Annotated in this window: 31 protein-coding genes and 1 tRNA gene; 18 read left to right on the top strand and 14 right to left on the bottom strand. The window is 66.0% G+C overall.

The genetic code is table 11. The features are described 5' to 3' along the window. Positions 1 to 11 precede the first annotated feature (11 nt). The 4 genes from AB0M45_RS16920 to fabG form a co-directional block, all read right to left on the bottom strand. Entirely contained in the window at positions 12 to 1,283 is a 1,272-nt protein-coding gene (locus AB0M45_RS16920; protein WP_364329542.1) for an extracellular solute-binding protein, read from the bottom strand. Further along, positions 1,280 to 2,101: a carbohydrate ABC transporter permease gene (locus tag AB0M45_RS16925; protein ID WP_364329207.1), complete on the bottom strand. Its 822-nt coding sequence runs from the start codon at positions 2,099 to 2,101 to the stop codon at positions 1,280 to 1,282. The genes AB0M45_RS16920 and AB0M45_RS16925 overlap by 4 nt, the downstream gene beginning before the upstream one ends. Next, positions 2,091 to 2,954, bottom strand: coding sequence for a sugar ABC transporter permease (locus AB0M45_RS16930; protein ID WP_364329210.1), 864 nt, complete (start codon positions 2,952 to 2,954; stop codon positions 2,091 to 2,093). Before AB0M45_RS16930 ends, AB0M45_RS16925 begins: the two co-directional genes overlap by 11 nt. 63 nt (positions 2,955 to 3,017) lie before the next feature. Continuing rightward, complete coding sequence (gene fabG, locus AB0M45_RS16935; RefSeq protein WP_364329214.1) at positions 3,018 to 3,770, bottom strand: 3-oxoacyl-ACP reductase FabG; 753 nt, start codon at positions 3,768 to 3,770, stop codon at positions 3,018 to 3,020. Between the two features lie 132 nt (positions 3,771 to 3,902). Between fabG and AB0M45_RS16940 the strand changes: the two genes are divergently transcribed. Further along, a complete protein-coding gene (locus AB0M45_RS16940; RefSeq protein ID WP_364329217.1) occupies positions 3,903 to 4,379 on the top strand; it encodes an SRPBCC family protein in 477 nt (158 codons plus the stop codon). 147 nt (positions 4,380 to 4,526) lie between these two features. Here AB0M45_RS16940 and AB0M45_RS16945 read toward each other — a convergent pair whose 3' ends face one another. Further along, positions 4,527 to 4,709 carry a hypothetical protein gene (locus AB0M45_RS16945; protein WP_364329220.1) on the bottom strand — a complete coding sequence of 61 codons (183 nt, stop codon included), beginning with the start codon at positions 4,707 to 4,709 and terminating at the stop codon, positions 4,527 to 4,529. Between the two features lie 253 nt (positions 4,710 to 4,962). On the opposite strand from AB0M45_RS16945, the gene AB0M45_RS16950 reads away from it, so the two are divergent. From AB0M45_RS16950 to AB0M45_RS16975, 6 genes are all read left to right on the top strand, one after another. Further along, positions 4,963 to 5,583, top strand: coding sequence for a TetR family transcriptional regulator (locus tag AB0M45_RS16950; RefSeq protein ID WP_364329223.1), 621 nt, complete (start codon positions 4,963 to 4,965; stop codon positions 5,581 to 5,583). Further along, on the top strand, positions 5,580 to 6,383 hold the full coding sequence (locus AB0M45_RS16955; protein WP_364329225.1) for an NAD(P)H-binding protein: 804 nt from the start codon (positions 5,580 to 5,582) through the stop codon (positions 6,381 to 6,383). The genes AB0M45_RS16950 and AB0M45_RS16955 overlap by 4 nt, the downstream gene beginning before the upstream one ends. A gap of 242 nt (positions 6,384 to 6,625) precedes the next feature. Then, positions 6,626 to 6,853, top strand: coding sequence for a hypothetical protein (locus AB0M45_RS16960; RefSeq protein WP_364329228.1), 228 nt, complete (start codon positions 6,626 to 6,628; stop codon positions 6,851 to 6,853). A 679-nt stretch (positions 6,854 to 7,532) separates the two neighbouring features. Continuing rightward, positions 7,533 to 7,979 (top strand): hypothetical protein, encoded by a 447-nt coding sequence (locus AB0M45_RS16965; protein ID WP_364329545.1) that lies wholly within the window; start codon positions 7,533 to 7,535, stop codon positions 7,977 to 7,979. Then, the gene (locus AB0M45_RS16970) at positions 7,931 to 8,626 is read left to right on the top strand and encodes an NAD(P)H-binding protein (protein WP_364329231.1); all 696 of its coding nucleotides are present in this window, start codon (positions 7,931 to 7,933) and stop codon (positions 8,624 to 8,626) included. The genes AB0M45_RS16965 and AB0M45_RS16970 overlap by 49 nt, the downstream gene beginning before the upstream one ends. Before the next feature lie 76 nt (positions 8,627 to 8,702). Next, positions 8,703 to 9,188: a MarR family transcriptional regulator gene (locus AB0M45_RS16975; protein ID WP_364329234.1), complete on the top strand. Its 486-nt coding sequence runs from the start codon at positions 8,703 to 8,705 to the stop codon at positions 9,186 to 9,188. A 29-nt stretch (positions 9,189 to 9,217) separates the two neighbouring features. On the opposite strand, the gene AB0M45_RS16980 is transcribed toward AB0M45_RS16975, so the two are convergent. Continuing rightward, positions 9,218 to 9,685 carry a MarR family transcriptional regulator gene (locus AB0M45_RS16980; RefSeq protein ID WP_364329237.1) on the bottom strand — a complete coding sequence of 156 codons (468 nt, stop codon included), beginning with the start codon at positions 9,683 to 9,685 and terminating at the stop codon, positions 9,218 to 9,220. Between the two features lie 133 nt (positions 9,686 to 9,818). Here AB0M45_RS16980 and AB0M45_RS16985 point away from each other — a divergent pair, with 133 nt between their 5' ends. Then, the gene (locus AB0M45_RS16985; RefSeq protein WP_364329240.1) at positions 9,819 to 10,286 is read left to right on the top strand and encodes an SPW repeat protein; all 468 of its coding nucleotides are present in this window, start codon (positions 9,819 to 9,821) and stop codon (positions 10,284 to 10,286) included. A gap of 175 nt (positions 10,287 to 10,461) precedes the next feature. Here the strand turns inward: AB0M45_RS16985 and AB0M45_RS16990 are convergent, their stop codons facing one another. Together AB0M45_RS16990 and AB0M45_RS16995 are read right to left on the bottom strand one after the other, a co-directional pair. Next, positions 10,462 to 11,076, bottom strand: coding sequence for a hypothetical protein (locus AB0M45_RS16990; protein ID WP_364329243.1), 615 nt, complete (start codon positions 11,074 to 11,076; stop codon positions 10,462 to 10,464). Then, on the bottom strand, positions 11,066 to 11,635 hold the full coding sequence (locus AB0M45_RS16995; RefSeq protein WP_364329246.1) for a TetR/AcrR family transcriptional regulator: 570 nt from the start codon (positions 11,633 to 11,635) through the stop codon (positions 11,066 to 11,068). The genes AB0M45_RS16990 and AB0M45_RS16995 overlap by 11 nt, the downstream gene beginning before the upstream one ends. A gap of 183 nt (positions 11,636 to 11,818) precedes the next feature. Here AB0M45_RS16995 and AB0M45_RS17000 point away from each other — a divergent pair, with 183 nt between their 5' ends. Then, entirely contained in the window at positions 11,819 to 12,199 is a 381-nt protein-coding gene (locus AB0M45_RS17000) for a cytochrome ubiquinol oxidase subunit I (protein ID WP_364329249.1), read from the top strand. A 383-nt stretch (positions 12,200 to 12,582) separates the two neighbouring features. On the opposite strand, the gene AB0M45_RS17005 is transcribed toward AB0M45_RS17000, so the two are convergent. Beyond that, on the bottom strand, positions 12,583 to 13,593 hold the full coding sequence (locus AB0M45_RS17005; RefSeq protein ID WP_364329252.1) for a hypothetical protein: 1,011 nt from the start codon (positions 13,591 to 13,593) through the stop codon (positions 12,583 to 12,585). 510 nt (positions 13,594 to 14,103) lie between these two features. Here AB0M45_RS17005 and AB0M45_RS17010 point away from each other — a divergent pair. Further along, positions 14,104 to 14,706, top strand: a complete 603-nt coding sequence (locus AB0M45_RS17010; protein ID WP_364329547.1) for a hypothetical protein — start codon at positions 14,104 to 14,106, stop codon at positions 14,704 to 14,706. A 141-nt stretch (positions 14,707 to 14,847) separates the two neighbouring features. On the opposite strand, the gene AB0M45_RS17015 is transcribed toward AB0M45_RS17010, so the two are convergent. The 3 genes from AB0M45_RS17015 to AB0M45_RS17025 all read right to left on the bottom strand — a co-directional run bounded on the left by AB0M45_RS17015 (position 14,848) and on the right by AB0M45_RS17025 (position 16,393). Next, positions 14,848 to 15,246, bottom strand: a complete 399-nt coding sequence (locus AB0M45_RS17015) for a hypothetical protein (protein WP_364329255.1) — start codon at positions 15,244 to 15,246, stop codon at positions 14,848 to 14,850. A 160-nt stretch (positions 15,247 to 15,406) separates the two neighbouring features. Then, on the bottom strand, positions 15,407 to 15,778 hold the full coding sequence (locus AB0M45_RS17020) for a hypothetical protein (protein WP_364329258.1): 372 nt from the start codon (positions 15,776 to 15,778) through the stop codon (positions 15,407 to 15,409). A gap of 273 nt (positions 15,779 to 16,051) precedes the next feature. After that, positions 16,052 to 16,393, bottom strand: coding sequence for a winged helix-turn-helix transcriptional regulator (locus AB0M45_RS17025; protein WP_364329261.1), 342 nt, complete (start codon positions 16,391 to 16,393; stop codon positions 16,052 to 16,054). An 81-nt stretch (positions 16,394 to 16,474) separates the two neighbouring features. On the opposite strand from AB0M45_RS17025, the gene AB0M45_RS17030 reads away from it, so the two are divergent. After that, positions 16,475 to 17,629 carry an MFS transporter gene (locus AB0M45_RS17030; protein WP_364329264.1) on the top strand — a complete coding sequence of 385 codons (1,155 nt, stop codon included), beginning with the start codon at positions 16,475 to 16,477 and terminating at the stop codon, positions 17,627 to 17,629. Positions 17,630 to 17,759: 130 nt separating this feature from the next. Further along, positions 17,760 to 18,626 (top strand): alpha/beta hydrolase, encoded by an 867-nt coding sequence (locus AB0M45_RS17035; protein WP_364329267.1) that lies wholly within the window; start codon positions 17,760 to 17,762, stop codon positions 18,624 to 18,626. 416 nt (positions 18,627 to 19,042) lie between these two features. Here the strand turns inward: AB0M45_RS17035 and AB0M45_RS17040 are convergent, their stop codons facing one another. Next, positions 19,043 to 19,402, bottom strand: a complete 360-nt coding sequence (locus AB0M45_RS17040) for a hypothetical protein (protein WP_364329270.1) — start codon at positions 19,400 to 19,402, stop codon at positions 19,043 to 19,045. 539 nt (positions 19,403 to 19,941) lie between these two features. Between AB0M45_RS17040 and AB0M45_RS17045 the strand changes: the two genes are divergently transcribed. The 6 genes from AB0M45_RS17045 to AB0M45_RS17070 all read left to right on the top strand — a co-directional run bounded on the left by AB0M45_RS17045 (position 19,942) and on the right by AB0M45_RS17070 (position 25,746). After that, positions 19,942 to 21,291, top strand: a complete 1,350-nt coding sequence (locus AB0M45_RS17045; protein WP_364329273.1) for an MFS transporter — start codon at positions 19,942 to 19,944, stop codon at positions 21,289 to 21,291. 40 nt (positions 21,292 to 21,331) lie between these two features. Beyond that, positions 21,332 to 21,757, top strand: coding sequence for a carboxymuconolactone decarboxylase family protein (locus tag AB0M45_RS17050; RefSeq protein WP_364329276.1), 426 nt, complete (start codon positions 21,332 to 21,334; stop codon positions 21,755 to 21,757). Positions 21,758 to 21,780: 23 nt separating this feature from the next. After that, positions 21,781 to 23,247: an NAD-dependent succinate-semialdehyde dehydrogenase gene (locus AB0M45_RS17055; protein ID WP_364329279.1), complete on the top strand. Its 1,467-nt coding sequence runs from the start codon at positions 21,781 to 21,783 to the stop codon at positions 23,245 to 23,247. After that, the gene (locus AB0M45_RS17060) at positions 23,244 to 24,092 is read left to right on the top strand and encodes an alpha/beta hydrolase (protein ID WP_364329282.1); all 849 of its coding nucleotides are present in this window, start codon (positions 23,244 to 23,246) and stop codon (positions 24,090 to 24,092) included. The genes AB0M45_RS17055 and AB0M45_RS17060 overlap by 4 nt, the downstream gene beginning before the upstream one ends. A gap of 27 nt (positions 24,093 to 24,119) precedes the next feature. Then, positions 24,120 to 24,821, top strand: a complete 702-nt coding sequence (locus AB0M45_RS17065; RefSeq protein ID WP_364329285.1) for a GntR family transcriptional regulator — start codon at positions 24,120 to 24,122, stop codon at positions 24,819 to 24,821. 82 nt (positions 24,822 to 24,903) lie between these two features. Next, positions 24,904 to 25,746, top strand: a complete 843-nt coding sequence (locus AB0M45_RS17070) for an alpha/beta fold hydrolase (RefSeq protein WP_364329288.1) — start codon at positions 24,904 to 24,906, stop codon at positions 25,744 to 25,746. Between the two features lie 340 nt (positions 25,747 to 26,086). Here the strand turns inward: AB0M45_RS17070 and AB0M45_RS17075 are convergent. Then, a tRNA-Pro gene (locus AB0M45_RS17075) sits at positions 26,087 to 26,160 on the bottom strand. Between the last annotated feature and the right edge of the window lie 155 nt (positions 26,161 to 26,315).

Here is a 26,315-nt window from a genome sequence, read left to right on the forward strand (position 1 = left end):
CCCGAACACGATCAGTTCTGCGCGACCGCGCCTTCCGCCGCGGCGCTGGCGCGAGATAGCGCCTCGGGCACCGGGATTCGGCCCAGATACATCTCGGCGAAGATCGGTTCGATGGCGCGCAGCGCGGCAGGAAAACCAGTGCCACCGCCGGAGGAGATACGCGGACCGCGCAGCACGTCGAAGAACGGCGCGACGTCGACGCCCTTCCCGGCCCAGTATTCGCGGTAGGCCTGCTGCTCGGCGACGACAGCGGGAATGGTGGCGCCGTCGCGGGCCAGAGACCGGTTGCCCGCACCGCTGCCCAGCCAGGCGAGCACCCGCCGTACCGCGTCCGGGTGCCGGGTCGCGGCGTTTCCCGCGACGCCGATCGCGTTGTTGGTGCTGACCCGCCCGGACGGCCCTTCCGGCAGCGGCGCGACGCCCCACGCGAAGCGGGCCTGCTGGGCAATCTGTGCGAGGTTGAACGTCCCTGACTGGAGCAGCGCCAGTTTGCCCTGCAAGAAGGCGTTCTTCGCGAAATCGGGGTTGGTGTTGGTGTCGGCGGGCGCCGGCGCGAGCCGGTCGGCGATCAACCGCAGCACATAGTCGAAGGCCGCGACACCCTGCGGGCTGTCGAAGACGAAATCGTCGCGGTCGTCCTGGAATCGCGCCCCGGCCGAGCCAAGATACGGCAGCTCGATGGACTGGAAGTCATGGCCCGCGTTGTAGGCCCAAGGTGCGACCGCGGCCAGACGGCGCAGCAGCGGACGGAACGTGTCGTCGCCGTCCGGGCTCCACCGCAGCGCGTTCAGTTCGGCGGGATCGATGTGTGCCGCGGCGAGCAAGTCGCGGTTGTAGTACACCGCCGTGCCTCCGTCCACGAATTGCGGTACGGCCCAAAGAGTTGCGTGACGTGTGTACTGTGCGACCGACGACGGGTCCCAGGAGTTCGCGGCTTCGGGACCGAGTGCCGCACCGACGTCGATCAACCGTCCGGCGTCGGCGTAGTCCTCGTACAGATTGGTCCAGAACAGGTCGTCGGCGGTGCCGCCGGCCACGTCCAGCCGCAGCTTCTGCTGATACGACGACCACGGCACGACGGTGATCCGCACCTCGACGTCCGGATTCCCGCGCTGGAACTCCGCCAGCGAGGCACGGTAGCGGGGAACGAACGACTCGTCCCAGATCCGCAGACTCACCACAGTTCGGCCGGACCCACCGGCACGACCGAGCCACAGCACGGCCGCGACGAGCACAACCGCCGCGATCCCGATCGCGAGCACCGCACGGGTCGAGGTCTTCATTTCATCCCCGTCCATGCGATCGAGCGCAGCACCTGCTTCTGGAAGATCACGAACAGCAGCACCAGCGGGGCGATGGCCAGGGTCGTCGCCGCCATCACCAGGGTCCACTGCGCGTTGTACCGGGTCTGCAGGTTCGCGGTCGCGACGGTCAGCACCTGCCACCGCTCGCCGCTGCTCGCGACCAGCGGCCACATGAAGTTGTTCCACTGCGAGACGATCGTGATGAGCGTCAGCGTGGCCAGGACCGGCCGGCTCATCGGCACCATCACGTGCACGATGACATCCAGGGTGTTCGCGCCGTCCAGGCGCGCCGCACCGATCAGCTCCTCCGGAATCGCCCGGAAGTACTGGCGCAGCAGGAAGATCGCGTACGGCGAGCCGAACACGAACGGCAGCACCAGCGCCCAGAAGGTGTTGAGCCAGCCCAGTTTCGCGAACATCAGATACAGCGGGATCAGCGTCACCATGGGCGGCACCATCATCGTGCCCAGATAGACCCAGAACAGCGCTTCCCGGCCGGGAAACTCGGTGCGCGCGAACGCGTAGGCCGCCGGCACCGAGGTGATCAGCTGGCCGCCGGTGACGAACACCGTCATCAGCGCGGTGACCAGCACCGCTCGCCCGAGCCCATGGTCCAGCGCGATCCGGAAGTTGTCCGCGGTCACCGGATGCGGCAGGGCCAGTGGCAATCCGGTGGCGAATTGGCCGGGCGTCGTCACCGCGGTGAGCGCGCTGAGCATCAGTGGCGCCACGGTCAGCACCGCTCCGGCCAGCAGTACCGCATACGCCGCGGCCGACCGCAGGTGATCAGAACTCATAGGTGGTCCGATTCCGGAAGTAGCGGTGCTGCGCGATGGTGATCGCGACCATCACCGCGAACACGACGATCGCCATGACCGCGGCCCGGCCCGGCCGCGCGGCGTCGAATGCCTCGGAAAACATCCGCATCGCAACCACATCCGTGCGATCGCCGGGTCCACCCTTGGTCAACGCGTACACGGTGTCGAACGTCTGGAAGGCGGTCAGCACGCCGGTGACGAGGACGAAGAACATGGTCGGTCGCAGCAGCGGCAGAACCAGCCAGCGGATCCGGCGCCAGCCGGTGGCTCCGTCCAGCGCGCCCGCGTCCAGGATCTCGCGTGGAATCGCCCGGATCCCGGCCACGAAGAACAGCGCCACGTACCCGAAGTTCGCCCATACGCTCACGGCGGCCACCGACGGCAGCGCCAGCGCCGGATCGGACAGCCATTCGACGCGGCGGCCGAGCGCGGCGTTCAACGCGCCGCCGGTCGGCGCGAACATCCACTGCCACACCACACCCACCGCCACCGGCGCGCACATCCACGGCAGCGCGTACAGCACCCGTAGACCGTGCGCACCGCGCCGGGCCAGCAGCGCCGCGACCGCGAATCCCAGTACGGTCTGCATCGGCACGACGATCGCCGTCAACGCCGATGTCACCAGCAGGGCATGGCCGAACGCGGGATCGCCCAGCACCGAGCGCCAGTTCCGCAGTCCCACGAACTCCATGGGTCCCAGCAGGTTCCAGCTGTGCACACTGAGCCAGGCCACCACCAGGATCGGCAACAACAGGAACGCCCCGACTCCGACCAGGCTCGGCAGCAGCAGTACATAACTCGTCACGGCACGACGAGCCTCACGCCGTCTCATGTCCCGCGACGCTACCGTCCCCTCCGTTACCACACGGGGACGGGCGTCGAGGGGACCGCGCGGTCAGTTGGTGGGGCCGCCCGCCACGTAGATCACCTGTCCGGAAACGAAACCCGCGCCTTCGCTCACCAGAAACGACGCGGTGTGCGCGATGTCCTCGGGACGGCCGACGCGTTGCACCGGGATCTGCGCGGCGGCGGCCTTCTGGAAGTCCTCGAAGGAGACGCCGACGCGGGCGGCGGTGGCCGCGGTCATGTCCGTGACGATGAATCCGGGGGCGATGGCATTGGCGGTGACGCCGAACTTGCCCAGCTCGAACGCCAAGGTCTTGGTGAAGCCCTGTAGCCCCGCCTTGGCCGCCGAGTAGTTGACCTGGCCGCGGTTGCCGAGCGCCGAGGTGCTCGACATGTTGACGATGCGCCCCCACTGCTGCTCGACCATGTATTTCTGGACCGCGCGAGTGAGCAGGAAGGCGCCGCGCAGGTGCACGTTCAGCACCGCGTCCCAGTCGTCGACGCTCATCTTGAACAGCAAGTTGTCGCGCAGGATTCCGGCGTTGTTGACCACGACGGTCGGCGCGCCGAGTTCGTTCTCCAGCTGCTGCACAGCAGCGGCGACCGACTCCTCGTTCGATACGTCGGCGCCGAGCGCGACTGCCTGTCCGCCCGCCTCGGTGATCGCTCGGACGGTGTCGGCGCAAGCCGCCGCATCCAGATCCAGCACGCCGACTCGAAGTCCGTCCGCCGCCAATCGCGTGGCGATCGCCGCACCGATTCCGCGTGCGGCGCCGGATACGACTGCAACTCGCTCGCCCATGAGCGCATCCCTTCGTCGATCTGATGTCGGGTTCAGTCATACCGCACCAGCGAGGCTGTGGCGGTGATCAGCGGGGATGGCCGCTCTCCGGGAAAGCTTGCTCAGCGGTCGGCTCGATGTTTCGATCGGCACATGACCGACCAGACCGACGTTCCGCGCATTGTCAGCGCCAGCCGTGAAATCGCCGCGGCTGCGGCAGAAATCTTCGAGCTCATCGCCGATCCGTCCCAGCAGCCACGCTGGGACGGCAACGACAACCTCTCGGAGGCCGCGCCGGGGCAGCGGGTACGGGCGGCAGGGGAGGTGTTCAGCACGACCCTGACCACCGGGCCGGTGCGCGACAACCACGTGGTGGAGTTCACCGAGGGCCGCCGCATCGCTTGGCGTCCCTCCGAACCAGGGAAGGAGCCGCCCGGTCACCTGTGGCGCTGGGAGCTGGAACCGGTGGACGACGCTCGCACCCTGGTCACCCACACCTATGACTGGACTTTGCTGACCGACGAGAAGCGTCAGGTCCGCGCCCGCGCGACCACCTCCGAGAAACTGCTGGCATCCGTCGTCCGGCTCGCCGAACTGGCTGAAAGTCAGGCGATTTCATCGCGGCAGTAAACGATGGCGTCGCGGGGTCGTGGTGGGGGAGGCCCCGCGCGCGTCATTGACGCCGCCCAGCACGGTGCTGAGCGGACTCGATATGCCACCTATCGCGCGATGAGCGGAATGTCCGGCGGTGCGCCATTTTCCGCTCGGTCGGCAACGTCAGACGCAGAAGCTGACACCCACCGACCCCAGCGGCACGTTGAGGCATACCACTACCGAACCCAAGGCGTCGGTGGTCGGTGCGGGTGCTGCTGGAGCGGCCGATGCTGCCGGAGCGACGAGGGCGCCGACGAACAGTGTGATGGCGGTTGCGGCAATCGCCTGAGCGGCTTTGGTAAACATGATGGCGTTCCTTGGCTGAGCGATTAGTGCGACCCGAGCCAGTGGTGACTCTTCTCCGATCATCCGCCGATGCGGTGGCGTAAACAAGGCCCTCGCGGTGCGAACCGTCCCCTTCGCAACTCTCCAGCGATGTCCTCCATGGCTGGCAGGGACACATTAGCCACAGAGTAAGCAGGAATGGCGAATTTGTAGCAAGTCATCCATTCGCCTAAAATAATTAGCCGTTTGTAAAATTATGACCTAGTGTGTGCTTGTGCCCGCTCACCGGACCCCCGATCCCGACCATCGCGTCCGCGATGCCGATCGAACCAAACGCTGCCTGCTCGAGGCCGCTTTGGAGGAGTTCGCCGCACGGGGTTACGCGGGCGCCCGGGTCGGCGATATCGCCGAGCGCGCGGGCGTCAACAAGCAGCTGATCACCTACTACTTCGGTGGCAAAGAAGGTCTTTACCGGGCGATGCGGCAACGCTGGCTGGAGCGGGAGTCCGCGATCAGCGACCCGGCGCTGCCGCTGGCCGAGGTGGTCACCAACTATCTGCGCGAAGCGCTGCACGACCCGCGCGGCGTTCGATTGCTCATGTGGCGGGCACTATCCGATGTCGACCCATCCATCGACCAGCCGCTGACCGCGGACGACATCGCCGACACCAGGCGCCGCCAAGAGCGCGGCGAGATCGCCGCCGATCTCGACCCGGCTGCCCTTCGCCTCGCATTGCTCGGGATGGTCGCCGTACCGGTGCTGCTGTCTGCGCAGGTTCGCGAGTTGTTCGGCATGGATGCGCGGTCGGCGGAGTTCGAGCGGCATTACGGCGAACAGTTACGCCGCATTCTCGCCCACCTCAGCGATTCCCGTTCCGAAGGAGAAACGTCATGACTTACCTGGTCGCCGGTGCCCGCGGCATCGTCGGTCGCACCGTCGTCGATCAGCTGCTCGCGGCCGGAAAGCCGGTACGGGCGGCCAGTTCTCGACCTGACCGCGCGGCCGCCCCCGACGAGGTCGAACTGGTCGGACTCGACCTGACCGATCCACGCTCGGTCTCCGCCGCGCTCGACGGGGTGGACAAGATCTTCTACTACGCCGCGCGAGAGGGCTTGGACACCTTCATCGACGCCGCGAAGTCGGCCGGTGTCGCGCACATCGTGCTGCTGTCCTCTCTCGCGGCGGTCAATGACCAGAACCCGATCGGCGCACTGCATCTCGCGGTGGAGAACCCGCTGCGCGAGTCGGGTCTGCCGCTCACCATCCTGCGGCCGGGCGCCTTCGCGGCCAATGCCCGCACCTGGTTTTCCAGTATCAGATCCGAGCGCGTTGTCCGTGTGCCCTTCCCAGGCCTGCAGCTGACTCCGATCCACGAAGCCGACTTGGCCGCCGCGGCGATCGCCGCACTCGACGTCCCTGGCCACGCGGGCAAGATCTACCCGCTCACCGGACCCGAGTCTCTCTCGCACCGGCAGCAGGTCGACGCCATCGCCGCAGCCCTGGGGGAACCCGTCGACCTGGTCGAGCTGACCCATGAGGAGGCGGCCGATTTCTACTACCGCCCGGTGCTCGATCTCTGGGCCGCGGCCGGAACCGAACCGAGCCCGGTCGGCCCCACCTCCGAATCGGTGACCGGCACCCCCGCCCGCTCCTTCGCACAGTGGGCCGTCGACCATCTGGACGACTACCGCTGACGGCCGCCGCGGCACGCCGGAGCGACCGAGCGGCCGCGCCGGTCGCCGGAGTCCGACCTGCTACCTCCTCGAATGGTGAGCCACCGGCGAGGCCGCGCATGCGGCCCGTATCGGCGGGTACCCCGGCGTCACGAGGACTTGCGACCTCGGCGATCCCCGCGGAAAGCGGGGAGCCCCTGTGAGCCTGATGGCGGACACTCCGCCTTCGCCGCGGTATCCGGGACGACCGAAGGAGGGCCACCATGTCAGCGCAACATCGCAGATATCTCATCCTTCTGGAGCCGGGGTCCACCGGCGGCGACGCCACCCCGACGGCCATTCGGAGGAATTTCTTCGAGTGGCTGGAAACCACCGATGCCCGGGTCGACCAGGACGGCGGCGCCAATCGGCTGGTCGTCTCCGCTTCGCTGGAAGTAGCCGAACGAATCAGAGACCTCGACTACGTCCTGCGTGTCGAGCCGTACGCGTAGCGGCGCGGCGGGATGCGCGCCTGCGCTGATCCCGCCGCCCAGCAGCCGCGAATTCGCACACCTCCACATCGAAGAACCGGTTCTCCTGCATGGTGACGACCACCGCGATGTCGGCGTAGGGAGCCGCACTACGAAACTCATATCGACAGGGCGCCGAACCGATGTAATATCTGACTCATATAGTCTGAGTTAGATAGGAGTTGGCATGTATCTTGTCACCGGCGCGGCCGGCACTATCGGCGGCCCCCTCGTCAGTACTTTGATGTCCACCGGAACGAGAGTCCGCGCTGTCTCTCGACGGCACCTCGCCGGCTTTCCCGAGGGCGTGGAAGTCGTGCCCTTCGATGAGGTGAGTGGTGTCGGACGACGGCCTGCTCGGCCGCCGCGTAACGATCACCGGTCCCGAGGCCGTGAGCCTGGAGCGGATGGTCGCCGTCATCGGCCAGGTGATCGGCAGACCGCTTCGCTACCAGCAGATTCCGGCTGAAGCAGCCGCGCGCGCGATGATCGAGCAGGGGACGACGCGGACCACGCGATCTGGCATCTCGGCGCGCTGGTCCCATTCGACGCCACCGCAAGCCGGACCGGCGGCCGGCTCGCCATTACCAGGCACACCTGCCGACGTGGTACCGCGGCTGCCCTGCACCGGCACGAGTGCGAGGACGAGGTATTCATCGTCCTGGCCGGTGAGCTCACCGTGCACGTCGCCGACCAGCGGGTCGAGGTCTCGACCGGTTCCACTGTCTTCGCCCCACGCGGACTGCCGCACGCCGACCGCGTCGATTCGGAAGTGTGCCGGTTCCTGACCCTGATCACGCCGGGCGGATTCGAGCACTGGTTCACCGAAACCGGGCGGCCGGCCGAATCCCTGTCTCTGCCTCCGGTACCGGCCAGCCCGACATCGCCCAGCTCGCCGCCGCAGCCGCCCGCCATGGCGTCGAAATCCTGGGCCCTCCGCCGGGGGCTGCAACGGGCTCCTGACCCCAGTGGCCGGAACACGGCCGTCTTCCATCCATCGAATTCCACTCGTTTCGAGCGTCGCAACCGGCGCCCCGCACGAACCCGGAAGGAATATCCATGCGTCTCATCGTCTTCGGAGCAAACGGTCCCACCGGCCGCCTGCTGACCGCCCAAGCCCTCGCGGCCGACCATGACGTTGTCGCCGTCACTCGCAACCCTCGGAATTTCCCGCTCGAGCACGACCGGCTCACGACGTTCGAGGGCGACGTCCATGTGGCGGAGTCGGTCGAGACCGCGATCGCGGGCGGTGACGTGGTGTTGTCGACGCTCGGTGTGCCCTACAGCAAGCAACCGATCACGACGTATTCGGCCGGGGTCGCCAATATCGTCGCCGCCATGCGCAGGCATGCGGTGCGCCGTATCGTGGTCGTTTCATCCAGTGCGGTGGATCCGAAACCATACGCGGACGCGGGCTTTCTGTTCAATCGAGTCCTGCAGCCTTACCTCACCCAGGTCATGGGCAAAACCCTCTACGACGATATGCGCGCGATGGAATCCCTGCTCACCGCAACCGAACTCGACTGGACGGTCGTGCGCCCCAGCGGCCTGTACACCTCCTCGCTCGTCACCGGCTACACAGTGGTGGAAGGCCATGCCGAGGGCCGGTTCACCTCCCGAGCGGACTTGGCCGCCTGCCTGCTCCGGCTCGTCGACGACGTCCGATATGTACACAAGATCGTCAGCGTCGTCACCACGTCGAACAATCCCAGTCTGCTGCGACTGATCCGCACCGAGGCGCTCGGTAAACACTGAGACATGGCGGAAGCCGTTTCCCCCAACGGTTGCGTATGATACGGAATCCATACGAAGAGTCGTGAAGGTGACTTGAATGAGTTCCGTAGTCGATCCGGCCGCGGCCCGGCGACACCGTCGGCTGGTCACGTCGGTCAAAGAGGCGCTCCGCGACCTGAATACTCAACTGTCGCTGCTGAACCGGCGCTTCGGCAGCAAGGTGGAACTGAAGGACGTCGACTGGACCTGCCTGGATCTGATCAACCGGCACGGGCCGCTGACACCGACGGCGTTGGCGGCGCGTGCCGGTCTGCATCCGGCGACGTTGACCGGCATTCTGGACCGGCTACAGCGGGGCGGATGGGTCGTGCGCGAGCGCGATCCCGAGGGCGCCGATCGACGCGCGGTCACCGTGCGTGCGCTGCACGACCGAAACCGCGAGCTCTACCGCATATTCGCTGGAATGAACGGCCGGATGGACGCCATCTGTGACGGCTATACCGATGCCGAACTCGAACTGATCGCGGAATTCCTCCGACGCACAGCAGCTGCCGGCCACGAGTCGGCCGACGAACTTTCCTGACCGGATTCGCTCTCGGCAGCCCGCCCGGCCTAGGCCCGAACCGGCAAGCACTCACCCGCCCGCGGTACGGCTGGGGGATCGACCAGCGCGCTGATCAGAGGTACCAGCCGCTCGAGCTCTTCCAGGTGTGTGGCGCTGAGCCGGGCCAGGATTTCCTGGCCCGCCTCGGTCAGGGTGAGGCGGACGACCCTGCGGTCCTTGCCCTGCCCTCGGTTGCGGGCGACGAGGCCGAGTTGCTCGGTGCGATCGATCAGTTGCACCACGCTGTGGTGCCGGATGTCCAGATATCCAGCGACTTCTCCGATGCTGGGCCGGTCAGGGCCGGGATGCCCTCGGATCGCCAGCAGAAGCTGGTGCTGAGTGTCGGTGAGTCCGGCCACGGCTGCCCGCCGCTCACTCCCGCGCAGGAACTGGCGAAGTCCGGCTCGGAACGCCAGCAGCCTCGAATACTCCTGGTTGGTGAGGTGTTCCGGCGATGACATGGACCCATGTGTCATGGAGTGATAATATCACAGAATGATATATGTCCGAGGTGGTGACAAGGATCGGCGCCGCGTTCCGCCGTGACCGATCGCAGGCCGCCCCGGCTCGAGAGTCTCGATTCGTGCACTTGTCCGAAGGGTGGAAACCATGACTAGTGAGACCGTGAGCATGAGCCGGCATCCCGACATCGTGGAGTTGCGGGAGAAGTACGAGCTCGCCTCGGAGGCGCCGGCCGCCCAGGTGGTCGCCGGCTGCATGTTCCTGACCGGGCTCTACATCGCGATTTCTCCATGGGTAGTCGGATTCAATGGGTTCCCGACCTTGACCGGGAACAACCTCATCGTCGGCATCGCCCTCGCGATGCTGGCTCTCGGGTTCGCCTCGGTGTACGGACGGACCCACGGCATCGTCTGGGCTGCTCCGCTGATCGGCGTGTGGACGATCGTCTCTCCCTGGGTAGTCAGCGGCGATGTCGACACCGCATCGACGATCTGGAGCAACGTCGTTGCCGGCGCAGTCGCCGTGCTGCTCGGTCTGGGCTCGATGCTGCTCGGGATGAGGCGAACCGGACGACTGATGGGCCAGGGGCCTTCCGCAGGGGCGACTCGGCCCTAGCGCAGTCCAGGCTTGCGTCTGAGGCTCCCGCGGCGAGATGGGCAGGCTTTTCAACCACGCCCACCACTGAATCCCGGGAGCCGGAAGCCGCGGGGGGTCAACCGAGTCCGGGGTCAGAGTGGCGGCGACCAGTGTTGTTCGCGGCCGCCGGCAACCCGGGCATCCCGGTTCGGAATCAAATGCTCGGGCGAGAATGACCGCGGGTTGCAATGGGGGCCTCCGGAATCAAATAGCAGACCAGCAGCTTGAGATAGAACAGGGGGATGAACCAGGCCAGCAGCGCTGGTGGCGGGAAGGCGATCAGGTTGATCAGGAGCACGGTCATATAGGCCGCCATGGCAACTGGACGGCGCAAGGCGACTGGCACGGATTCGATCAGAAGCGCGCACCCGAGCAACAGCAGGGTATTGCCGACGAACCACACCGGATCACCGAGAAGCGCCAAGCCGACGACGGCGAGATGCGCGGTGTGGACAGCGACGAACGCCAACCTGCCCCGCGATGAGGGCGTGCGGTGGTACCAGCGCTTCGCCGAGTTCGTTGCGTTGGTCAATACACCTCCGACGAGGTCGGCGGCGATAACGGCCAGCACCACGACTTCCGCGATACCGCGGCCGGAAAGCATCGGCCAGCAGTACCTTGCGAGAAGCAGCAGGCAAATCGCGCCGCCGATGTATTCGACGGCGGATTCCGCCCGAGTCTTCCCGGGACCCATGAACCGTTCCAGGTGCCCGGTCCATCCCGGCGATGTCGCCGGAATCGACCAATCGACATGAAGATCACCGCGCATGAGCAGGTCCCCACAATCCGGCGAGCAGGCTGAAGATCTGATCGGGATGGCCGCCACCCGCGAGCGCCCACTGGTCGCCGGCGCGTAGCACGGCGGCCGACGCGGCGGTCAGCAGTTCACGGTTCACGTCCGTGCGGATGACGCCGAGATCGATGCCGTTGTCGATCACGGCGGCCAGCCACGATTGCTCGTTCCCAGTGGGAATCCGGGCGAGGGCGGCGTCGGCGAGGGCTCGATCCAGTGGGTTGTCCTCGAGGAAGCGGACGAGTCCGGCCGAGTCCTCGCTGAGGCGCTGCCAGAATGCCTCCGCTGTGTCCTCTGGGACCCAGCTACCCAGCTTCGCGCGCAATCGGTCGGCGACATCGGACAGCACCAGCCCGAGTATGTCGTCCTTGCCGTCGAAGTACTGGTAGGCAGAGCTTTTCGAAATACCTGCCTTGGCAATGATCGTGTTGTACGACGCGGCCTCGGGGCCGTGGTGAGCGAACTCGGTCTTCGCCGCGTCGATGATCGCGCGTTGTCGATCGGGCGGCAGGCGGTAGAAGCGAGGCAAGGGCATGTACCGATGGTACGCACCACTGGTTCGTGCCGGAAGCGCCGCGATGCGACCAGGCATCGACTGCGGCGGGGCGCCGGGAGAGGTCGACCGGTTGGCGCGGTGAAAAGCGGGGATACCACGCGAGAGGGCCGGGCGGTAACCAGCGCACGCATCCCGCCCGCGCCGCAACCGGAAGGAGTTGCGATGGTGTCGAGCACGCTCACCGCGGTCTACTCGGCATCGGGTGAGGGTCCTCCGGGACTGCTGCCCGCCCGCCAGCAGATGGCGTTCTCGCTGGGCTGGCATATCGTCCTGGCTTGTTTCGGGATTGCGTTCCCCGCGATGATCTACGTCGTGCACTGCCGCGGCATCACCCGCCATGACCCGGTCGCCCTGGGTCTGGCCAAGCGGTGGGCGACGGTGTCGGCGATCCTGTTCGCCATCGGCGCGGTCTCGGGGACCGCGGTCGTCGCACTCGCCGCGGTCACGGTTCTGCCCGCGCTGGCCTACCTGTTCTGGCTCACCCAGACCGACGAATGGGTGCGCGACCAGACTGCACACAGAGCTGACAGCAGTACCGCATAGGGAGGGGGCACCCACACGGATTGTGATACCGCCGCGGTAACGATGCAGCGGCTGACGTGAGTGGACAAATACAGGTGTTCGTCTGGAAGCGAATGGGAATTCAAGCCTCAGAGGACCTTCCCGTGCGGAGACTCGAGGAGAACGACCATGAATGAGCTGGTGTGCATCGATTGCTGGCGCCGTGACAACCTCAGCTTCGCGCAACGACTGGACCCCGCATTTGTCACTCCCGGTCCTGTGCACCGGTGCGCCATGCACCGGACCCTCCGGGACGACCTTCTCCGCGGACCCGGGCACATGCCGCAGGCCGCGTAGCCGCCGGTCGCCGCCCACGTTCGCAATGACTCGGCGGTCGGCCGCGGCTGCGAAAACGGGGAGCGCGGTCAGCCCGCGGCCCGCACCGCGGCGGTACTGAAATCATCGACGTCGGCGCAGGCGTCGAACGGAAGCGGCGGCCAGCTGCCATCCGTCGGGTGACCGGGATCGCCATACTGCGCGAGAGGCAGCGCGGTCCAATCGATCGCAAGCCCGATGAGATGACCGTTCATGCGGCCATCACTACTCGGCCGGTACGTCAGGCTGACGCCGCAACGCGACGGGACAGGACCGTACACGTTCGAACGGAGAATAATCCCGTTCAGGCCCGCCGCCCGGTAGGCGCCGTTGCCAGGCCCGGGCGATGCCTGCTGCTCCACGTCCAAGCGAAACTGCAGCTCGACCCGCAGGCTGTATTTCGCGCCCGGCTTGGCGAAATCCAACTGGCAGTGATACGGACCCACCCACCTGATCGAGTTCAAGGTCCAATCGCTGTACCGGGCCGCTACCGCGTCTCTGGCCGCGCACGGATCCTTGCCGTACAGCACGTTGCCGTCGGCCGGTTTGTCACGGGGCGTAAGGCTGTCCAGCCGATCGACGATCTTGCTGACGTAATTCTTTTCTACATCGCATTTTTCGGGCCACGGCGTCTTGTTCGGCGCACCGTCGGGCAGAACCTTGCGCAGCCGCAACCGGTGCGCGTAGCCGGTGTGCCCGGCAGGCACGTAGTAGTAGCACGTGTCGGCGAAAGTAGGATCATCAGCCAAGCGGGAGCGGTAGATCGTATGACCGTTGACCGTTTCGGCCTTGTCCCGCGCACGGTCATCGTCGTCGTACACCTCGCCGAGCGACAGTTCGAACAGGTAGAACGGATCCTTCGAACCGGGTTCGCCGACGTGATCACCCACCCTGAGTTGGCACCCGGCGAACCCTCGCCCCTCACGTGTTACCGACTTCGCGCCAAGATTCATCGACTTCAACGGCTCAGGGTCGACCATCGAGCACGGATCGGTGGCGCGGATCCTGGCCATCAGTGACTCAGCGTCGGGGCTGGTGACGATACTGCCGTGTTTGCCCACCGAACTGGGGTGGTGGATGGCGTGGAAGTCGTCGTTCCGGCTGACTTCGTGCTGGTGCTGCTCGCCGCTACCGGGTTCTCAGTGGCATTCTTCCCGCAGCCGGTCGTCGCGCTCACTGCACATACGATCGCCAGCACGGTTGCTGCGGCCAAGGTACGGAGTGTCATTGCGTCCTGTCGTAATCTCGCCGAGCTCGGAGCTTTTCAGTTCTACGGCGTCGGGCCGTCGGGCACGCTGCACACCGGCAGGCGCAGCCATGCGGCCATCCAACCCCACAAGTTGTTGTCGGACAACCGAATCGCCAATGTCCGTCCATCAGCAGGCGCAGACCGACCCGAGGTAGATCCACAGGGGCCGAGGTCGTTTCCTCTTATCGAGGAGATACGGTGCAGTCCGTGGCGAGGCCACGGGCCGAGCGGAGTTGGGTAAGCGGCCAGCAGCCTGTTCGCTGCGGCCCTACACTCGACGCACACGCATGCTTCGGACGGAGGTGATCGGCGGTTGAATCCCATGGATCCGCGCGACCAGCACACCGCACGTTATGAATCCGGTTATCAACCGGGGAATTACCGTGATCCTGGGTACAGCCAAGATCGCGGGTACGGCCAAGGTCACGGGTACGGCCAAGATCACGGATACAGCGCATATCAGCAGTCCGATCCTCCGGACCGGCAGTCCCGGCAACATCAGGGCCCAGATGTCAACATCGGCATGTTCGTCGGTGGTGTGATCGCGGCGGCCGTGGTAACCGCCCTGGCGGCCTGGCTGTGCGCCTGGATCATCGAAATCATCGCCACCCGGGTCACCGAGAGCGGCGAGTTCGGGGTGTGGAACCCGATGGCGCAAGATGCGTACTGGTTCGCGGTGGTGGCCTTCATCTGCACACTGTTGGCCGGGGTGCTCTGGTTTCTGCTTCGCCTGGGCACTCCGTCACCGGAATTGTTCTTCGGCTGGATCGTGGGAATCCTCACCGCCGCGGCGGTGATCATTCCACTGGCACTGTCCAGCCACCTCTGGGTGGGTATCTCCACCGGGATCGAACACCTGGTGATCGGGCTCCCGATCCTCAGCCTGGTGCGCATGGTGGGCGCCAAGAGCATCGTGCCCCAGTGATGCGCTGGTCAGTGGAGCACCAGCAGCGTTGGGCGTGAGAGCCGCAGTGACGACGTTCCCCGCGATGCGCGCCGGGCAGTCCGAGACGCAGTCCACTCCGGCCGCCGCTGAGGCAGGCCCAGCAGATCGGCGCGCTCGCTGTCAGGGATTGCGCGGCGGCCGTTCAGGGGCAGCACGCTGCTGCGTCTCACCTGACTTCGAGTCCGGATCGACCTTGTCCGCGCGCTCCCACTCCTTGTCCAACTCGGTTCGCGAATCCGCCGCCTCGCTGTGATGCATGTGCGCTTGCTGGGCAAGCTGCTCGGCTTGCGCCGCCTTGGCCTCGGCTTCCGCCTTTGCTGCCCGGCTCCTGGCGGCAGTCTCGTCAGCCCGCGCCTTCCGCTGAGCGACCTCGACTTCCCGTTCCGCCGCGCGGTCACGGATACCCTGAGCCTCGACCCGCTGGTGTTCGCGCCGTTTGCGCATCAACACCCATGCGGTGGCCAGCAAGACAACCAGAGCGGCGACGATAATGATCACGATCAGAATGGTGGTGCTCATCTTTCGACTCCTCGCACTCTCCCCCCTTTACCCTAACGCCACTCGATTACCCCCGAACTGCGAAAATGCGCGGGCCCGCCGGACAGCGCCGGGCAACCGGGCCGGCCGACACCAGTTCGCCTTCGCAAGGGTGGGCATGGGGCGGCGGTGTTGCAGGTGGTCAGCCGATGATGGCAACCGCTGTCCGGCCGCCACTCGTTGCGAGGAAGGCGATCATGCTGGTCGCTTGGTAGCCGAGGGTCCGGGTGAGGTCCTCGCGCCAGGCGAGTGGAAGGAATAGGGCTGGATTCAGCCAGGTGCCGAAGACGACGACCGCCGCTGTCCAGGTGGGTAGTTCGGGAGCGGCGAGGCCGATCGCGACGAGTATCAAGCCCATCATGATGAAGTCGATGTGTGCCTGGAGCAGTCGTCGCGGCGCGATGACTCCGAGCCGTCCGGCCAGATCGGGTCCGGCCAGCTGGATGACCAGGATCCATCCCAGCATGGCTCCGAATGCCAGTTCTATCAGTCCGATCCGGGTGAGGGTGTTCATCGGGTGCCGCCATGGCGTGCGTACCAGCGCTGGCCATGTGTGCGTTGGTAGGTCCATGCCAATGCGGGAAGTGTGCCGCGACAATCCGACGCCGCGCGTCGAGCGCGGCAGCGGTGCCGACCTCGATCGCCGGATCACTCATTGTGCGCACCCTTCGTGATCGTCTCGACGACGCTGGCAATGCCGCTCGCGGCGTGGCCGTTGGCCGCCGTCTGCTCCAGCAGGGACCGGAACAGGCTGGGCACCTCGGTGCCGATGTGCTGGGCTTCGCTGCTAGGGACCTGCCTGATGAGCCGCCCAGTTGACGCTCCACGCCAACACGGCATCCAGTACCGGTTCCAACTCGCGGCCTATGGGCGTCAGTGCGTAGCGGACCTCGACCGGCCGTGCGACCGTAACGACTCGCTCCACGACTTCGGCCTGCTCGAGCTCCTCGAGGCGTTGGGACGCCGGCACGCCGGTACACCGACGCCGGCTTCGTTGCCCGACTGACTGTGACAGGCGCACCTCAACTGCATGCGAAGGGGCCTTTCGGGGGCGCCGTCGTCTGACAGGGCTGGGCTTCGCGAGTGATGTTGGCTGCGGACACTGACTATATTCCCGCATTCCAACCATTTATGTCACATTGACAGGTTAGCTCCATGGCGGCCACTCTTAACCATCAAAACAGATGTTGATGGTTAGAGGGTGGTAAGCATGCGGCGCGAGCAGATTGCCTGGGCGGGCTTGGCGGCCATGACGGTGTCGTTCGGGCTGAACTTCTCCGTGGGAGTGTTCTTCGCGCCCACCGCCGCCTCGTATGGGGTGAGTGCGACGGCGTTGGCCCTCGCCGCCGCTCTCGGCACGACGGTGACCGGGCTGGCGCAGCCGTTGGTCGGCGGCCTGCTGGATCGGGTCGGTGCGAAGCGGGTGCTGATCGGCGGTCTGACGCTGATCTCGGCGAGTTATCTTGTGCTGGCCGTGGTGCGTACGACGTGGGAATTCCTCACGGTCTACGTGCTTCTCGGTGGAATCGGGTTCGCGTCGTCGTCCACGCTCACGGTCACCACCCTGATCGGGCGGACGCTCGCGAATCAGGTCGGTCCGGCGCTCACCAGGGCGGCTGTGGGAATCAACCTGGGGCAGCTGACCGCGCCATGGGTTGCCACGGCTCTGTTCGAGCCCGTAGGTGTTCGCGTCACCTATGCGCTCCTCGGCGGTGTCGGGCTGGTGGTCACTGGCGTGCTGTGGTGGGTGCTGCCTGTCGATCACATCGCCGGCGTCGCGCGCCGTGCCGAGTCATTGGCCGGCCGGGGGCGGGTGCTGATCTCCTTCGGTTTGCATTCAGCGACCCTCTACGTGGTAATCCTGATGCTGCCCGAACACGCGGTCGAGACCGACTGGTCGATCGCCGCGGCCGGTCGCCTGGTGGCCGTCGCGGCATTGGCGGCGGGCCTGACCTCGGCGGCGATGGCGCGACTGCAGCGCTGGTATCGACCTGAGGTCCTGCTGCAGATCCTCTATGGGATGCGGATAGTCGCGCTCGCCCTTGCCGTGTGCGTTCCCGGCCCGAGCGTGCTCATCGCGGTCGCGGCCGTGTTCGGCGCGGCCTCGTTCCCGGTCATCCCCTTGACCATGGCGATCATGTCCCGCGGCCTCGACCCAGCCAGGATGGGCCGGACCTTGGCTCCCGCATGGGTGATCCATCAGCTCGCCGCGGCCGCCGGGCTGGCGGTTGCCAGTGGGATCCATGCCCGAACCGACAGCTACCGAGGCTATTTCGCGCTCGGCATGGCCTTCAGTATCGCTGCGGCGCGATTGGTCGCGCCGGTGCGCAAACCCCGAACCGAACTCGTCATCAGCACGGCCTGACCGTCCATCATTCGTGCCCCGGCGCTGGATTCGTGCTCGGCACTCCTGCCACGCCCACCTCGTCGAGGTCATCGCTGACCTGCGACCGAAACCAAGTGTCCGTTCGATCAACACAACTAGGAGAATCGCGATGAACGCAATACGTCACAACACTGTCGAAATCCAGGGCCTGCCGGTCTTCTACCGCGAGGCGGGAGATCCGAGCAAGCCGACACTTGTCCTGCTGCACGGCTTTCCGACCAGCTCGGCGATGTTCCGCAATCTACTGCCCGAGCTGGCCGCAAATTATCATCTCATCGCGCCGGACCATATCGGTTTCGGGCAGTCGGCCATGCCTGCCGTGCTCGCCTTCGACTACAGCTTCGAGAAGCTCACCGAGATCACCCTGGAACTGCTGGACACCTTGGGCATCCACCGGTTCGCCCTCTACATTCAGGATTACGGCGCACCGATCGGGCTGCGCATCGCCTCCCGCAATCCGGACCGCATCACCGCGATCATCACCCAGAGCGGCAACGCCTACCTGGAGGGCTTCACCCCGTTCTGGGAGGTACTGTTCGCACACGCCAACGACCGTGCGGCACACGAGCCCGAGGTACGCAAGCTGCTCGAACTCGACGCCACGAAATGGCAGTACACGCACGGCGTTCCGGCCGATCGGCTGGCGCAGGTCAGCCCCGACACCTGGACCTTGGATCAGCACTACCTGGATCGACCGGGCAACAAGGAGATCCAGCTCCAGCTCTTCGCCGACTACACGCTGAACCTCGACCGCTACCCGGAGTTCCAGAAGTACTTCGCCGAGCACCGGCCCCCGGTCCTGATCACCTGGGGCGAGCACGACGAGATCTTCGGCGCCGACGGCGCCCGCGCCTACCTGCGCGATCTGCCGGATGCCGAACTGCACCTGCTGAATACGGGCCACTTCGCCCTGGAAACGCACGGCCCCGAAATCGCCGCACTGATCCGCGACTTCCTGGCCCGCAATCTCGGCTGACCGACGCAGAGCGAGCCGGACCGACATCACGCTGGGGAAACCGCGCTGCGCGCAAATAGAAGACGGAGCATGCTCAGGAATGGGCGTGCCCCGTTCCGGCGCCAGGGTCACGTCCAGCTCGTCGAGCCGGCGCTGCCCGATCTGCTGTGTCTCGATCCTGGGATGCTGACCCAGGAGCGCCGCTGTCGTCCATGCCAGCGGCGCACCTGCAGTCTCGCCCGAACATGCCAGAACAGCGGCTTCGTCTGCCACCTCCGGCAAGGTGACCGGCGCGCGCCGGTCACCCCGCGAACGTTTCGCAAGGGTGTCGCGACCGCGGCCGATCAGGCCTTCGATGACTCTGAACGCGCCGCCCGTCGTCACAGCCGAGATGCCGTTGGTCGTCAGCATGGGCACGTCATGCGCCAGTGCCTCCACTACCAGGTCCGGCGGAAGGTCCTCGGTGTCGCCGGGGCGCGGCGGGGCGTAGGCAGCAGGCCGTGGTCGCCGCCGAACAGGTCCGCCCACGGGTGGCCCGCCTCCCGGCCGGCGACCGCCCACGCAACGAACACCTCGACGCCGCGCGGATTACGCAACGACGTGACCAACTCGCGGTGTTCATCGCGAGGAAACGGTTTCTCCGGGCCCGGGTCGTCGACACGATGAAGGCGACGGCGTCGGGGGTGGTGTTGGGTGCACCAGCGGCGGGTGCGGGCCAGGATCGGGATGGTGGCCAGGTAGTCCGACGCCAGGTACAGGTTCCTCGCGGCGGATGAGTTCGACCGCGGCATACGCATCCGGCCGCATTCGCCGCGCCCCAGTAGTCACACCTGATCAGCGAAGCTGATACCTGCTGACCTGGCATTCCTGATCCTCGCCCTGGCCGGCTGGTGGTATGCCGTCCCGCGGATGGCTCGAATGATGCACGCCGACAGCCAGACAGTCCCGCGTCGGCTGAAGCGGCTCTTGAACTTGCGGCGACCTGTCGGCCATGCCGTGAACGTGATTGTCTGACAATCGCTGTGGCGCCTGTTAGTCGTCGACCCTTGGAAATTCCCAGGTCGTCGGTACTTCCGGCCTAGTAGGCTGGGTCCATCGCTGCGGAAGATTCACCCCTTCGTTTCCGGCGACTACGCCTCCCGTCTTCAAGAATCGGCACTTCCCCTGTTCAGAGGGCTGCATGCACCCGTGAGACTGGAGGAAAGTGCGCGAAGCCCGCGACCTGGGCTCTGGGGGAAGAATTGTATTGCAATCGTACGGTCATACAGCTACTGTGATCTCAGCTCCTCCACACAGGGGCACTCGGCAGAACTAGGCCCGACAGCAGGGAGGCGTCATGTCAATGACGACAGGTGATGTGCGTACCTCGGCACGTGATCAACGGCGGATCGGCGTGGCCGCCGCATGCGGCAGCTTCATGGAATGGTTCGACTTCGCCGCATACGGCTTCTTTGCCATCACGATCGGCGAACTCTTCTTCCCCAACGACGACCCCGCCACCGAACTCCTGCTGTCGCTGAGCGTGTTCGGAGTTGCGCTGGTGATGCGGCCGGTTGGCGGAGTGATCTTCGGCATCGTCGGCGACCGCATCGGCAGGCGAGCGTCGCTGACCGGTTCTGTGATCTTGATGGCGGTCTCTACAACGCTCATCGCCCTGCTGCCCACCTTTGCGTCGGTCGGCCTCCTCGCCCCGATCGCACTTGTGCTCCTCCGCATGCTGCAGGGCATCTCGGTGGGCGGCGAGTGGGCCGGCGCCGCCGCCTTTCTCGTGGAACAGGCCCCTCGGAACAAGCGCGCACTGCTGGGCAGCGTGGTGCCCGCCACGGCCGCGGCGGGTGGTGTCGGCGGCGTGGCCGTCGCGCTCGCCTTGACGAACCTGCTGAGCCAGGAACAAATGCTGAACTGGGGCTGGCGCGTCCCGTTTCTCCTTGCGGCGCCCCTGGGACTTGCCGCGCTCTATATCCGCCTGAAGCTCGAGGACACCCCGATCTTCACGGAGATGAAAGAGGAGGGCGATATCGCGCAGGCACCGACCCGGGAGGCGCTTCGCCGCAACAAGCGGGCGATCGCCCTGTGCTTCTTCGCCACCGCCTCGGCGGCGGTTGGCTACTACTACCTCGTCACCTCCACCGCGAACGCGCTGATGTCGGAGGAGGTCGGCATGAGCAGAACGACCGCTCTGTGCGCCACGGGGATCATCCTCGCCATCTATACGGCGATGTGTCCGCTCGCGGGCGTCTTCGCCGACCGGATCGGGCGACGGCCGACAATTCTGGTCGGCGCCGCCGGCCTCGCTGCGTCCGCCATTCCCGCCTTCCATCTCCTGGGCAGCGGCAGCATCATCGTGGCAGTCCTGGCCATGTCGCTCTTCGCTCTCTTCGAAGCCATGGTGAACGTGACAATGGTGGTACTGCTGATCGAGCTGTTTCCCGCCAGAACGCGGCTGACCGGCTGCAGTCTTGGTTTCAACCTCGCCGGCGCGCTGGTGGGCGCACCCGCTGCGCTGGTCGTCGCGGCTTCGGTCGCGGAATTCGGCTTCCTGGGCGCCGGGGGGTTCTACATGACCGCCGTCGGCGCGATGACTCTGATCGGCCTCTACTTCCTGCTCCCCGAGACCAACGGCCGCGATCTTCATTCCCATGAGGAAGCCCTGAAGAAGGACTCGTTGGCCTCGGTCACCGACTGACAGCCCATCCCCATCCCGCATACAAACAGGAGTGATACGAATGACTGTCGACAACGCCGACGCTCACAGCAGTAGCGGCAGCACACTCGAAGCCGGGATCAGCACCCGCCGTTCCGTCCTGGGCGCGCAGCATGTGGACCGCTCCCTCGCGAACGCCAGCAAGTTCTCTCGACCTATGCAGGAACTGGTCACCGAGTACTGCTGGGGCGCGGTCTGGTCCCGGCCCGGGCTGTCACGGCGGGACCGCAGCCTGCTCAATATCGCGATGCTCACCGCCCTGAACCGCTCCCACGAACTCAAACTCCATGTCCGCGGCGCACTGAACAATGGCGTCACCCCGGTCGAGCTGAGAGAGGTTCTCCTCCAAGCCTGTATCTACTGCGGAGTGCCGGCCGGCATGGAAGCCTTCCGCTCCACCGAGGAGGTTCTCATCGAGCAGGGCCACAACCTCGACGAGCAGGACTGACGACGAACCGGAAAGGATCCGCCATGCACAAGACACACGACCCGCAGCCCACCACCGAACTTCTTCGCGACCGCTGCCTGATCGACGGCGTATGGACAGACGCCATGAGCGGCGAGTACATCGACGTTGTCAATCCAGCCACCGGCGACACGGTCGGCCGCGTTCCGGCGATGGGGCAGACCGAGACCAGCGGCGCCATCGCAGCCGCCCGCCACGCCCAGTACAGCTGGGCGGCCCGCACCGCCGGCGAACGCGCCGAGATCCTCCTGCGCTGGCGCGACCTCGTCCTCGAGTCTCAGGAGGACCTGGCCCACTTGCTGACCTTGGAACAGGGCAAACCCTTGGCCGAGGCCCGGGGCGAGATCGCCTACGCGGCGTCCTTCCTACGTCTCTACGCCGAGGAAGCACGCCGTATCCATGGCGAGATCATTCCCTCGACCTCCGCTGACACCAGGATCATGGTGTTGCGCGAGCCTATCGGTGTGGTCGCGTGCATCACCCCATGGAACTTCCCCGCGGCCATGATCACCCGCAAGGCGGCACCCGCCATCGCGGCAGGCTGCACCGTGGTGATGAAGCCCGCTGAGGAGACACCGCTGTCGGCGCTGGCTCTGGCCTCCCTCGCCGAACGGGCCGGGCTCCCGGCGGGCGTGCTCAATATCGTCACCGGATCCCCGCAGGCGATCGGAGCCGAACTTTGTGCGAACCCGGCGGTGCGCGCACTGTCCTTCACCGGATCCACCGAGATCGGCCGGCTCCTGGCCACCCAGTGCGCACCCACCATCAAGAAGATGACGCTCGAACTCGGCGGCAACGCGCCATTCCTCGTCTTCGACGACGCCGATGTGGACGCCGCGGTCAATGGAGCGATCGTCTCCAAATTCCGCCAGAGCGGGCAAAGCTGTGTGGCCACCAACCGGTTCCTGATCCACGACAGCGTCTACGACACTTTCGCCGAACGCTTCGCCGAACGGGTACGCGGCCTCAACGTCGGCAACGGCCTGGACGAGGGCACCGACGTCGGGCCGCTGATCAACAAGCAAGCCGTGAGCAAGGCACAGGCGCACGTAACCGACGCCATTGCCAAGGGCGCAACGCTCCTGGCCGGTGGCGAGCAGATCCGGGGCGGCACCTTCTTCACGCCCACCGTCCTCGGTGAGGTGACCACCGCCATGCGGATCGCGCAGGAGGAGACCTTCGCCCCGGTCGCCGCGCTGTCCCGCTTCCATACCGAAGAGGAAGCCATCACGCTGGCCAACTCCACCGACTTCGGCCTCGCCGCCTACTTCTACAGCCAAGACCTGCGCCGAGTCTGGCGTGTCGCCGAGCGGTTGGAGTCGGGGATGGTCGGTATCAACACCGGCTTCCTGTCGGTGGAGGTGGCGCCCTTCGGCGGAGTGAAACAGTCCGGCCTCGGACGCGAAGGCTCCCGGCACGGCATCGAGGAATACACCGAGATGAAGTATCTCAACTTCGGCGGCATGGTATGAGCAGTGACAGTCCCACCTCGCGAAGGCTCCTTCAGCTGAACGACTCAGGCGACGAAGTTCGTCACATCGCCTACCGGACCAGTGGAGCGGGCCGCCCCGTCGTCCTGCTCCACCCAGTCGGTCTCGACTGCCTCTGGTGGACCAGCTACATCAGTCACCTCGCCGAGCAATACCGCGTGATCGCCGTCGACCTGCCCGGCCACGGCCGATCCAGCCCGATTCGCAACCCGATGACCCTCGGCGACCTGGCCAGCGACGTCGCTGCGGTCCTCCGGGCGGAAACCGATCAACCGGCTCACGTGGTCGGAGTCTCGATGGGCGGCATGGTCGCTCAGCACCTCGCACTGCAACAGTCGCAGCACGTGGCATCGCTGATACTGTGCGCCACCGCCGGAAGCTTCGCCGACGCAGTGCGGCCGAAACTGCGCGAGCGCGGTCACGCCGCCCGCCGAGGAATGGACGCCGTCGTCCAGCCCACCCTGGAGCGTTGGTTCTCGCCCCACGGCCGCAGCACCTCCATCGGCCGCAGCTGCGCGCAGACCCTCGCGGCGAACGACCCAGCGAGCTGGGAGGCGAGCTGGCAGGCGATCTCGGAGCTCGACACCCTGGAACGTCTTGGCGCACTCGACATGCCCGCACTGGTCATCACGGGCGCGGCGGACATCACCACGCCTCCCGAGGCATCGGCGGCGCTGGCCCACGCGCTGCCCGATGCCCGTCTGAGCATCATTCCCGATGCCTGGCACCTGGGCGTATACGAAGAGCCCCAACCCTTCCTGACCGCCTTCACCCGCTTCCTGGCCGAACGCCGCGAAGTCGACTCGGTGCCTCCACAGCGGGAGTGACCAACCATGCGTAGTACCGTCAGACAAATGACAGCACGTGAGGTGAAGCAGCCGTTGGACGGGCTCTCGGTCCAGGTCCGGCGCGTGGCAGCCCCGATCCGGGAGCAGGTCGCAGACCAGTTACGGCAGGCGATTGTCGAGATGCGGCTGCGCCCGGGGCAACGGCTCATCGAGCGCGAGCTGATCGAGCAGACCGGTGTCTCGCGAACCACCATCCGCGAGGTGCTGCGGGAGCTGACGGCGGAGGGGCTGGTCAGCAACATCCCCAACAGGGGAACCTTCGTTTCCTCGGTCTCTCCCCAGCGTGCGGCCGAGCTGTACGAAGTCCGGGCGGTGCTCGAAGGTATGGCGGCACGCCAATTCGTCGAGCACGCCTCGGAAGAGAAGGTCCGGCAGCTGCGGGAGGCATTCGACGTCATCGCCGCCCACGCCAGTGGTCAAGGTGCGGCCGTAGACATGCTGGAGGCGAAGAAGCGCTTCTACGACACACTGCTGACCGGGTCGGGCAACGTGACCGTCCAAGAAATCGTCGAAGGTCTCCAAGCCCGCGTGACCATGCTGCGGGCGCTGTCCCTATCCCAGCCAGGCCGGGCGGCGAACAGCGTTGCGGAAATGCGCGAGATCGTCGAGGCAGTCGAAGCGCGCGACGCACAGCGAGCGGCCGACGCCTGCGCACGCCACGTTCGTCAGGCGGCCCGCACCGCACTGGAGGCGATGGCCACCCGCTGAAATACCCCAGGCGCAACGAATTTCACCCACAGCGGCCCGGGCGGGCCCCCTTATTCTCAATTCAGTCATCGGAGACACCACCATGCCATTCGCCGACGTCAACGGAACCCGGATCCACTACCAGATCGAAGGGGCGGGAGAACCCCTGGTCCTGATCCCGGGCCTCGGCCTGGACTACACCTACTACCAGCTCGGCGTACCCGCGATGTCGGCCGCCGTGCGCACCATCGCCGTCGACCCCCGCGGCGTCGGCCAGTCTGACAAGGATCCGAACTGCGAGTACTCCGTCGAGGTCTGGGCGGACGACATCGCCGCACTGATCACCGCCCTCGGCTACGACAACGCGCACATCCTGGGCACCTCTCTGGGTGGGTCCATCGCCTGTGCGCTCGCCGTTCGGCACCCCGACAAGGTTCGCTCACTGATCGCAGTCGGGGCCTTCACCGAACTCAATCGCTCGGTGGAACTGAATTACGCACTCCGCCGACGTCTCATCGCCAAGATCGGCATGAGCGAGGAGATGGCCGACTTCATCGCACTGTGGATCATGACTCCGCAGTTCCTCGAATCCGAGCATGGCCAGCAGGTCGCGGCGAATATCCGAGCCGGGGTGAAGAGAAACTCACCCGACACCTACGTCGCCTTCCTCGACGCCATCCTGCGCTTGGGCCGACGTGAAACCGGTGGACAGCCGCAGCCCCTCACCGCCGCCCTCGAGAAGATCACAGTCCCCACCCTGGTGGCCTGCGCCGACAACGACCACTTCATCCCCGCTGAGCTCAGCAAGGTCATCCATGACGCCATCCCCCACTCGACATTCGTGGAGATTCCCGGAGGTGGGCACATTCCCTTCATCGAAGCCCCCGACCTCATTTCCGCGACCGCCGTCGATTTCATCGAGTCCGTGAGCAATAGTCGCGGTTGAGCGATGCAAAACTGACCAGTGATCGAGGTGGTGCGCCGCGTCGCAGGCTACCCGCTACGGAGGAAACTTCCATGCGACACAGCGGAATCCAACGCCGCCGCGGGATTGGACGGTGGTGTGGGTGGTGGATGTGATCAGGTGCAACGGGGTCGCTGCGCAAACCGAACACCTTCGGCCGCACCTGGCGCGCCGCCCGCGGCGACGACTTCGCCGTTCTCGAAACCTTGGCGCGCGGGGCGAGCCCGAAAACGTGAGATTTCTGTGAGATGGGTCGAATCCCGAACCCTTGCTGCTGAATGAGAAAACCCCTTCCGACCCAGGTCAGAAGGGGTTTTCTGTGTCGGGCTGACAGGATTTGAACCTGCGACCACTTGACCCCCAGTCAAGTGCGCTACCAAACTGCGCCACAGCCCGTTGCGTCCGCTTCGCGGGTGCTCGAAGAGATTACCGCACGAGCCGGGGAGGGAGCTAATCGCCTAGTCAGAGTGGGTTCGGGTCGGCCGTCCCGGTGTCGGGCGTCGGGGAGGGGCAACCGGTAGGGGGCTGCTGAGGAGGATGGTGTGGGCGGG

The sequence above is a fragment of the Nocardia sp. NPDC051787 genome, from assembly GCF_040681325.1.
Classification (GTDB): domain Bacteria; phylum Actinomycetota; class Actinomycetes; order Mycobacteriales; family Mycobacteriaceae; genus Nocardia.

Bases quoted from the DNA above. Each gene is read 5' to 3' on its own strand.
- AB0M45_RS16920 (WP_364329542.1), bottom strand. From the start codon at position 1,283: ATGAAGACCTCGACCCGTGCGGTGCTCGCGATCGGGATCGCGGCGGTT.
- AB0M45_RS16925 (WP_364329207.1), bottom strand. From the start codon at position 2,101: ATGAGTTCTGATCACCTGCGGTCGGCCGCGGCGTATGCGGTACTGCTG.
- AB0M45_RS16930 (WP_364329210.1), bottom strand. From the start codon at position 2,954: ATGAGACGGCGTGAGGCTCGTCGTGCCGTGACGAGTTATGTACTGCTG.
- fabG (WP_364329214.1), bottom strand. From the start codon at position 3,770: ATGGGCGAGCGAGTTGCAGTCGTATCCGGCGCCGCACGCGGAATCGGT.
- AB0M45_RS16940 (WP_364329217.1), top strand. From the start codon at position 3,903: ATGACCGACCAGACCGACGTTCCGCGCATTGTCAGCGCCAGCCGTGAA.
- AB0M45_RS16945 (WP_364329220.1), bottom strand. From the start codon at position 4,709: ATGTTTACCAAAGCCGCTCAGGCGATTGCCGCAACCGCCATCACACTG.
- AB0M45_RS16955 (WP_364329225.1), top strand. From the start codon at position 5,580: ATGACTTACCTGGTCGCCGGTGCCCGCGGCATCGTCGGTCGCACCGTC.
- AB0M45_RS16960 (WP_364329228.1), top strand. From the start codon at position 6,626: ATGTCAGCGCAACATCGCAGATATCTCATCCTTCTGGAGCCGGGGTCC.
- AB0M45_RS16970 (WP_364329231.1), top strand. From the start codon at position 7,931: ATGCGTCTCATCGTCTTCGGAGCAAACGGTCCCACCGGCCGCCTGCTG.
- AB0M45_RS16975 (WP_364329234.1), top strand. From the start codon at position 8,703: ATGAGTTCCGTAGTCGATCCGGCCGCGGCCCGGCGACACCGTCGGCTG.
- AB0M45_RS16980 (WP_364329237.1), bottom strand. From the start codon at position 9,685: ATGACACATGGGTCCATGTCATCGCCGGAACACCTCACCAACCAGGAG.
- AB0M45_RS16985 (WP_364329240.1), top strand. From the start codon at position 9,819: ATGACTAGTGAGACCGTGAGCATGAGCCGGCATCCCGACATCGTGGAG.
- AB0M45_RS16990 (WP_364329243.1), bottom strand. From the start codon at position 11,076: ATGCGCGGTGATCTTCATGTCGATTGGTCGATTCCGGCGACATCGCCG.
- AB0M45_RS16995 (WP_364329246.1), bottom strand. From the start codon at position 11,635: ATGCCCTTGCCTCGCTTCTACCGCCTGCCGCCCGATCGACAACGCGCG.
- AB0M45_RS17000 (WP_364329249.1), top strand. From the start codon at position 11,819: ATGGTGTCGAGCACGCTCACCGCGGTCTACTCGGCATCGGGTGAGGGT.
- AB0M45_RS17010 (WP_364329547.1), top strand. From the start codon at position 14,104: ATGGATCCGCGCGACCAGCACACCGCACGTTATGAATCCGGTTATCAA.
- AB0M45_RS17015 (WP_364329255.1), bottom strand. From the start codon at position 15,246: ATGAGCACCACCATTCTGATCGTGATCATTATCGTCGCCGCTCTGGTT.
- AB0M45_RS17020 (WP_364329258.1), bottom strand. From the start codon at position 15,778: ATGAACACCCTCACCCGGATCGGACTGATAGAACTGGCATTCGGAGCC.
- AB0M45_RS17025 (WP_364329261.1), bottom strand. From the start codon at position 16,393: ATGGTTGGAATGCGGGAATATAGTCAGTGTCCGCAGCCAACATCACTC.
- AB0M45_RS17030 (WP_364329264.1), top strand. From the start codon at position 16,475: ATGCGGCGCGAGCAGATTGCCTGGGCGGGCTTGGCGGCCATGACGGTG.
- AB0M45_RS17035 (WP_364329267.1), top strand. From the start codon at position 17,760: ATGAACGCAATACGTCACAACACTGTCGAAATCCAGGGCCTGCCGGTC.
- AB0M45_RS17040 (WP_364329270.1), bottom strand. From the start codon at position 19,402: ATGCGTATGCCGCGGTCGAACTCATCCGCCGCGAGGAACCTGTACCTG.
- AB0M45_RS17045 (WP_364329273.1), top strand. From the start codon at position 19,942: ATGTCAATGACGACAGGTGATGTGCGTACCTCGGCACGTGATCAACGG.
- AB0M45_RS17050 (WP_364329276.1), top strand. From the start codon at position 21,332: ATGACTGTCGACAACGCCGACGCTCACAGCAGTAGCGGCAGCACACTC.
- AB0M45_RS17055 (WP_364329279.1), top strand. From the start codon at position 21,781: ATGCACAAGACACACGACCCGCAGCCCACCACCGAACTTCTTCGCGAC.
- AB0M45_RS17060 (WP_364329282.1), top strand. From the start codon at position 23,244: ATGAGCAGTGACAGTCCCACCTCGCGAAGGCTCCTTCAGCTGAACGAC.
- AB0M45_RS17065 (WP_364329285.1), top strand. From the start codon at position 24,120: ATGACAGCACGTGAGGTGAAGCAGCCGTTGGACGGGCTCTCGGTCCAG.
- AB0M45_RS17070 (WP_364329288.1), top strand. From the start codon at position 24,904: ATGCCATTCGCCGACGTCAACGGAACCCGGATCCACTACCAGATCGAA.